Below are 6,632 nucleotides of genomic sequence, written 5' to 3' on the forward strand. Positions count from 1 at the left end.
GCTACCGATTACTCATTCATCAGCTGTGCTGCGCGTTTCGCAAAGTAGGTCAACACACCGTCGGCACCCGCGCGCTTGAAGGCAATCAACGATTCCATCATCACTGACTTCTCATCCAGCCAGCCGTTCTGGAACGCGGCCATATGCATCGCGTATTCACCGCTGACCTGGTACACAAAGGTCGGCGCTGACAGTTCATCCTTCACCCGGCGTACGATATCAAGATACGGCATGCCCGGTTTGACCATCACCATATCGGCGCCCTCTGCCAGATCCATAGCTACTTCATGCAGGGCTTCGTCACTGTTGGCCGGGTCCATCTGGTAGTTAAACTTGTTACCTTTACCCAGGTTGCCAGCAGATCCCACCGCATCGCGGAACGGGCCGTAGTAAGCACTTGCGTACTTAGCAGCATACGACATGATGCGGGTGTTTACGTGACCGTTGCTTTCCAGCTCATCACGAATGGAGCCGATACGGCCATCCATCATGTCACTTGGTGCCACCACATCAGCACCGGCTTCCGCATGAGACAGCGCCTGCTGCACCAGCGTGTCCACGGTGCGGTCATTCAGCACGTAACCGTTCTCGTCGATGATGCCGTCCTGGCCGTGGGTGGTGAACGGGTCCAGCGCCACATCGGTGATCACGCCCAGCTCAGGACAGGCATCTTTCAACGCTTTAACGGTGCGCTGTGCCAGACCGTCCGGGTTGTAAGCTTCTTCAGCGAATTCAGATTTAGCATCCAGCGGGGTCACCGGGAACAGCGCCACAGCAGGCACACCCAGGGACACTAGCTCTTTGGCTTCCTTCACCAGCAGATCGATGCTCATGCGCTCTACGCCTGGCATAGACGGTACGATCTCGGTTTCGTTCTGGCCCTCAATCACAAACACCGGGTAGATCAGATCATCCGGGGTCAGGGTGTTTTCCCGCATCAGACGACGGGAGAAATCATCAGCACGCATACGGCGCATACGGGTTTCAGGGTAGAAACGCTGGCTATTGTTAAAGGCCACGGGCAACATCCTTCTTTCGCACGAGATTGGACTCGAAAAACATGACAGAAATATGACTCCACTGCCTTATTTGACGGTTGTTCATTCAATAACCTGATCGGTGGCAATGAAAATCAGCGCGGCGCCCCTTACGATACGCATCCCGACAGAGCCTGCCGGACCAGAGGGCGCGTGGTATTAGCCCAAATCTTAACGTAATCTGGTGGTAAGTAGTTAGCGTATTTCCTACCGGCCCGGTCATACCTATGGCGTAATGACGGTTGTCACAATTACAGGTCATTCTATCTGATCAGGTCTAAATGCTTTTCAGTTCAAGAGAGGATCTCAGCATGAAAAAAGTTGCGGTAATTCTGGCAGGATGTGGTGTTTTTGATGGATCAGAGATCTACGAGTCAGTCCTGACACTGCTGCGTATCGAGCAGAACAGCGGCAGCTATCAGTGCATGGCACCCAATATCGAGCAGCTGCACGTTATCGATCACCTTAAAGGTGAGGAAGCCAATGAGAGCCGCAATGTTCTGGTTGAAGCCGCCCGTCTGGCGCGTGGCAATATTCTCGATCTGGCCGATGCCAACCCAGACGACTACGACGCCCTGATTATCCCGGGCGGATTTGGCGCCGCCAAAAACCTCAGCAACTTTGCCGTGGAAGGCGCAAACTGCAGCGTAAACGAAGACGTTGCCCGCTTTACCAAAGCGATGCATGCCGCAGGTAAACCGGTTGGTCTGATCTGCATTGCACCGGCCATGACCCCACTGCTGTTTGGCGAAGGCACCACCTGCACCATCGGCACCGATGCGGATACCGCCGCAGCGATCGAAGCGATGGGCGGCAAACACCAGGCCTGTCCTGTGAATGAGACGGTGACCGACACCGACAAGAAAGTCGTGACCACGCCCGCATACATGCTGGCAGGTTCGATCTCGGAAGCAGCCTCCGGCATCAACAAGCTGGTTGATGCTGTGATCGACATGGCCTGATAGAATCCCCGCCTCACCCGGAGCACGGAAACAGCCGTGCTCCGATACAGGAAGTAGTTATGTTGTATCGCCGTAGTTTGCGCAACCTGATCAGGATGATCTGCCTGTCCACACTCCTGATCACTTCGCATGTGGCTGCCGAGACTTTGGTGCTCGCACAGCTCAGCGACCGTCCCAAGAAAGACTTCAAGCAGTTACGCCCAATGGCAAAGTACGTTGCCAAGCAGCTGGGCCACGTGGGTATTACCCGTGCCGAGGTGCGCCTGTTTTCCGAGCTGGATGAACTGGTCGAAGCGGTCAAGAACGGCGATGTGCACTGGGTGACTGAAACCCCTTACAGCGCCGCGGTGCTGGTGCATGAAGCAGACGCGGTGCCCCTGGTGATGAAGTGGAAGTCACGTCAGCAGCGCTATCAGACCCTGATCTACACCCACAAGGACTCCGGCCTGAAAAGCCTGCAGGATCTGAACGGCAAACGGATCGCCTTCGAGCACAACAACTCCTTCAGCAGTTACTACCTACCCCGCCTGATTCTCGAGAAGCAAGGGCAGCGTCTTAACCAGATCAAAGGCCTGCACGCCGAGCAGGACAGCAACAAGGTCAACTACCTGTTCAGCCGCAACGAAAAGAACAACCTGCTCTGGGTGCACAAACAACTGGTGGAAGCCGGTGCCCTTAACGATGGCGACTGGCAAAATCCTGGCCGAGTGCCAGAAGCCCTAAAAGCGGAACTACGCATTATCTACCGCTCCAAACCCTATCCGCGGGCGCTGGAGCTGGTCAGCAGTAAACTTAGCGCTGAACGGGCTGCTGCCCTTAAAGCCCTGTTGCTAGGCATGACCCCGGACAGCCACGGCAAACTGCTGTCGCGCTACGAAAAAACCAGCGGGTTTGAAGCACTCAATGACGATGTACCCAAACTGCTTGCTGAGATCTACAACAACAGCCGGAACTGGGCTGAATGAAACACTCTATCGCCACACGCTACGGCATCCTGCTGGCCGCCATGACCGCACTGGTGGGTTGCTGCGTATTGCTGGTGAATATCTTCTACCTGGAACGGTATGCCCACGCGGCCATCGAAGAGGGGCAACATCACCTGACCGACGCGGTAGAAAAGCAGCTGATCCGCGATGCGCAGTTGGTGGCAGAATCTCTGGCCAACAACCTGGACACGGCAGTGTACGGCTCCGACTTCAGTTCCATTCAGGAACAGCTGGAAGCATTGTCACGCAACACCAATGTAGCCTACACCTACATCTACAACACGAGCGGTACCGTCATTCACGACGGCAGCGCCGAATTGCACAACTACGGCCGCCATATCAGCGAACTGCTGCCGCCCGGCCTACCGGTTACGCTGGAGCCTGATACCCGTAAGATCGGCCAGTACATCCATATCGCCCAACCCATCCACTCCGGTGAAACCACTTTTGCGGTGCTGCGCATCGCCATCACCTACACCGAAGCCGAGGAAGACATCCGTGAGATGAGCGCCGATTTGGCACTGCAGGGCAAGGAATTGCGCAACAGTATTGTTATCACATCACTCAGCATCATCATCCTGCTACTTGCCGCGGCGATGGCACTGGTGTTCTTCCTTTCTCAGCACCTGCTGGCGCCCATTCGCCAACTGGTGGACCATTGTCGCCGCTATGCGGCAGGCGAAAGCCAGATCCACTTCAAGCTGGAGCGGAACGACGAGTTTGGCCTGCTGGGCGATGCCCTGGAGGAGATGAAAGACTCGATCAACCGTTCCCGCAGTCAGGTAGAACGGCTCGCATACCACGATGCACTGACCCAACTACCCAACCGGCGTATGTTCAACGAAGAGCTCAACAAGATGCTGAGTTGGGCCGACCGCCACAACAACCAGGTCGCCGTGCTGTTCATCGACCTGGACCACTTCAAGCAGGTTAACGACGTAGCCGGCCACGAGGTGGGGGATAAGTTGCTGATCCAGGCCGGTAACCGCCTCACCAACCTGTTGGTCACTGAAGCGGAAAACATCGACTTCCCGGTGCCGGAAAGCCTGTTGCTGGCCCGTTTGGGCGGCGATGAGTTCGTGATGATGTTGCCCAACTGCAAAGACCGACAGCAGATCAGCCGCATCGCCACGCGTATTGCCGACGTGCTCGACCACAGCTTCACCATTGAAGACCGGCGTTACACCGTTTCGGCCAGCGTGGGCATTACGTTGTTCCCGGAACACGGCCGCAGCGTAACCGAACTGCTGAAACAGGCCGACATCGCCATGTACGCTGCCAAGCACTCCGGCCGCAAACGCCACCGCTTCTTTGAGCCACAGATGAACAATGAAGTGATCAGTAAGATGCTGATTCAGCAGGGTGTGCGCGATGCGATGCACAAGGGCGAACTGAAGCTGGCCTACCAGCCAATTGTGGATATGGAAAACGGTGACATCGTCGGTGCAGAGGCTCTGATCCGCTGGGAGCATCCGGAACGCGGGCCAATTGCACCGGATACGTTTATCCCATTGATCGAAAAAACCGACCAGATCATGCCCCTGACCCTGTGGACACTAGAGCACGCCTGTCTTGATCTGATTCAGCAGATCATGCCACGCCGCGACCGTTTCAAGTTGTCAGTTAACATCTCCGGTGCGGTACTGCGTGAGCCTGCCATTCAGGACGCCATTCACAACATTATTCAGCGTCATCGGCTACCAAAACATACACTGCATCTGGAACTGACCGAAACCAGCATGATGGAAAACATCCAGTCCTGCGCCGATACCCTACGGGACTGGAAAAAGGTGGGGGCCGATATCTGGATCGACGACTTTGGCACCGGCTACTCCTCCCTCAGCTACCTGCACTCGTTGCCGATCGACGGCCTGAAGATCGACCGCAGCTTTATCGCCGAGATGAACCGCGGCCAGGGCGACCAAGTAATCGAAACCATCATCACGCTGGCCAACTCCATGGGACTCAAAACCGTCTCCGAAGGGATTGAAACCGAATCCCAACAGCACTTTGTACACAGCCGCGGCGGCCACTATGCCCAGGGTTACCTGTACGCCAAACCTGCACCGCTCAAACAGCTGCTGAAGCTCTTGGACAAGGAAACACTCTATGAACCGCTCTAACGCACTGCTGCTGTTAAGCAGTGCCTGCCTGTTCGCATCGACTGCGGTCGCTGAAGGATGGGAGATCAAAACGGATCTGAAATACACCGACGGTGCCATCTCCGATGTAACGACTTACGACAGCGGCTCTTTCGACAAACGCAAGATCAAGCAAAAGCGCAAAACAGAAGTCGACACCCTGATCACCTACACCACCGAGAGCCGCGTACCCGAGCTGGAATATATCGGTCGCGTAGGCCACCTTTTCAAGCGCAATAAAGACCGTGATCTGCAGCTAAACGAGGACGGCAGCCTCAAGAAGGACAAGACCCGTACCGAGTTTGACCGCATCACCTATGCAGGCGTTGGCCTGCGTTACGACACCGGCCGTGTTCTGGGAGCCGACCGCTGGTTGCTGAAAGCGCGCTACGACCGTTACCTGCATGTATCCTACGGCGCCAACATGCTGCACGAAGATGCCAAAGCACGTAGCGGTGACCTGAAAGGCTACGAGTGGGAGATTAAGGCAATCGGTGAATACTCCACCCCGTCTCCGGCGCTCTACCTGCACCCGTTTATTGAGTACAAACAGGAACGCCTGAGCCTGTGGCACGACGACAAGCGCGACAAAATGCAGGAAGCTGAGATGGAGCAGCAATACGAAGCGGGTCTGTTCCTGAGCTGGATAACACCTGTAGATGGCTGGGAGCTGACCGCCGGTCCCTTCTGGCAACGTGAATTGGATGCCGAGCGCGCCGAGGATGAGACCGACTGGACCTGGGACGATGACGAGCGCTGGATCGCCCATCTGAAGCTAGAATACGAAGCACCGATCAGCGGTTTCGAGATGGAATTCGCCGTTGAGGAACACCTGAACGGCGGGGATGAGGGCGAGCGCCGCTATAACATTGAGCTCAGCTACGAGTTCTGAACAGTCCCGAAGTACACAACATACAGAGGCTGCTTAGCCTCTGTATCACCTCAACTGTTTTTCACATCCAGATAACCACGCTGAATCACAGTCTCCAGTGCATTGGCGGCGGCCACCAGCTCGTCGTAGGTTTCCCGACACACCTTCAACTGACGAATCTGTTCAGGAGTGGGCAGGTTATTACCTGATAGTTTTGCCACCTCTAAAAGCTCAGACACATACTGCGCCCGCGCCTGTGCCACCATGCCCAGCATCGGTTTAAGGTCTTCCAACGCCAGCTCGGAGATTGCCGGATTCAACACCTCACGGTTTACTTCACGGCGGTATTTGTCCAGCTGCATCAACAGGCGGTTGTTTTCCATACTCATAAAACGTCTCCTTGAGATGTGGTCATCAGTGTCACAGAGGGCGGGCTTGCGCAAATAAGTCTTATGCCAGCGTAGACCAGATTTCTGTATTCACCGCATTCGCAAACGGAATATTTCTTCTGTCTTGATTCAACTCAGATGTCGGGCCTGTTTGGCACGCGCTGCCCGCCCCATGCTCAGGCGATAAAGCACCGGCACCACGATCAGCGTCAGGATGGTGGAGAACACCAGACCACTGACAATCGC

Annotated in this window: 6 protein-coding genes; 4 read left to right on the forward strand and 2 right to left on the reverse strand. The window is 55.6% G+C overall.

The features are described 5' to 3' along the window. Positions 1-8: 8 nt before the first annotated feature. Complete coding sequence (gene hemB / locus ACEQ15_RS18140) at positions 9-1,019, reverse strand: porphobilinogen synthase (protein WP_370280670.1); 1,011 nt, start codon at positions 1,017-1,019, stop codon at positions 9-11. Between the two features lie 329 nt (positions 1,020-1,348). Between hemB and elbB the strand changes: the two genes are divergently transcribed. From elbB to ACEQ15_RS18160, 4 genes are read left to right on the forward strand one after another with little or no spacing between them, the layout of a single operon-like run. Continuing rightward, positions 1,349-1,999: an isoprenoid biosynthesis glyoxalase ElbB gene (elbB, locus tag ACEQ15_RS18145; protein WP_370280671.1), complete on the forward strand. Its 651-nt coding sequence runs from the start codon at positions 1,349-1,351 to the stop codon at positions 1,997-1,999. A gap of 59 nt (positions 2,000-2,058) precedes the next feature. Continuing rightward, positions 2,059-2,964 carry a phosphate/phosphite/phosphonate ABC transporter substrate-binding protein gene (locus tag ACEQ15_RS18150; protein WP_370280672.1) on the forward strand — a complete coding sequence of 302 codons (906 nt, stop codon included), beginning with the start codon at positions 2,059-2,061 and terminating at the stop codon, positions 2,962-2,964. Further along, positions 2,961-5,108, forward strand: coding sequence for an EAL domain-containing protein (locus ACEQ15_RS18155; RefSeq protein WP_370280673.1), 2,148 nt, complete (start codon positions 2,961-2,963; stop codon positions 5,106-5,108). The genes ACEQ15_RS18150 and ACEQ15_RS18155 overlap by 4 nt, the downstream gene beginning before the upstream one ends. Beyond that, positions 5,095-6,018: a hypothetical protein gene (locus ACEQ15_RS18160; RefSeq protein ID WP_370280674.1), complete on the forward strand. Its 924-nt coding sequence runs from the start codon at positions 5,095-5,097 to the stop codon at positions 6,016-6,018. The genes ACEQ15_RS18155 and ACEQ15_RS18160 overlap by 14 nt, the downstream gene beginning before the upstream one ends. Positions 6,019-6,068: 50 nt before the next feature. Here ACEQ15_RS18160 and ACEQ15_RS18165 read toward each other — a convergent pair whose 3' ends face one another. Next, positions 6,069-6,386: a hypothetical protein gene (locus ACEQ15_RS18165; protein ID WP_370280675.1), complete on the reverse strand. Its 318-nt coding sequence runs from the start codon at positions 6,384-6,386 to the stop codon at positions 6,069-6,071. Positions 6,387-6,632 lie beyond the last annotated feature (246 nt).

It is taken from the genome of Pontibacterium sp. (assembly GCF_964228735.1).
In the GTDB taxonomy this organism is placed as follows: domain Bacteria; phylum Pseudomonadota; class Gammaproteobacteria; order Pseudomonadales; family Balneatricaceae; genus Pontibacterium.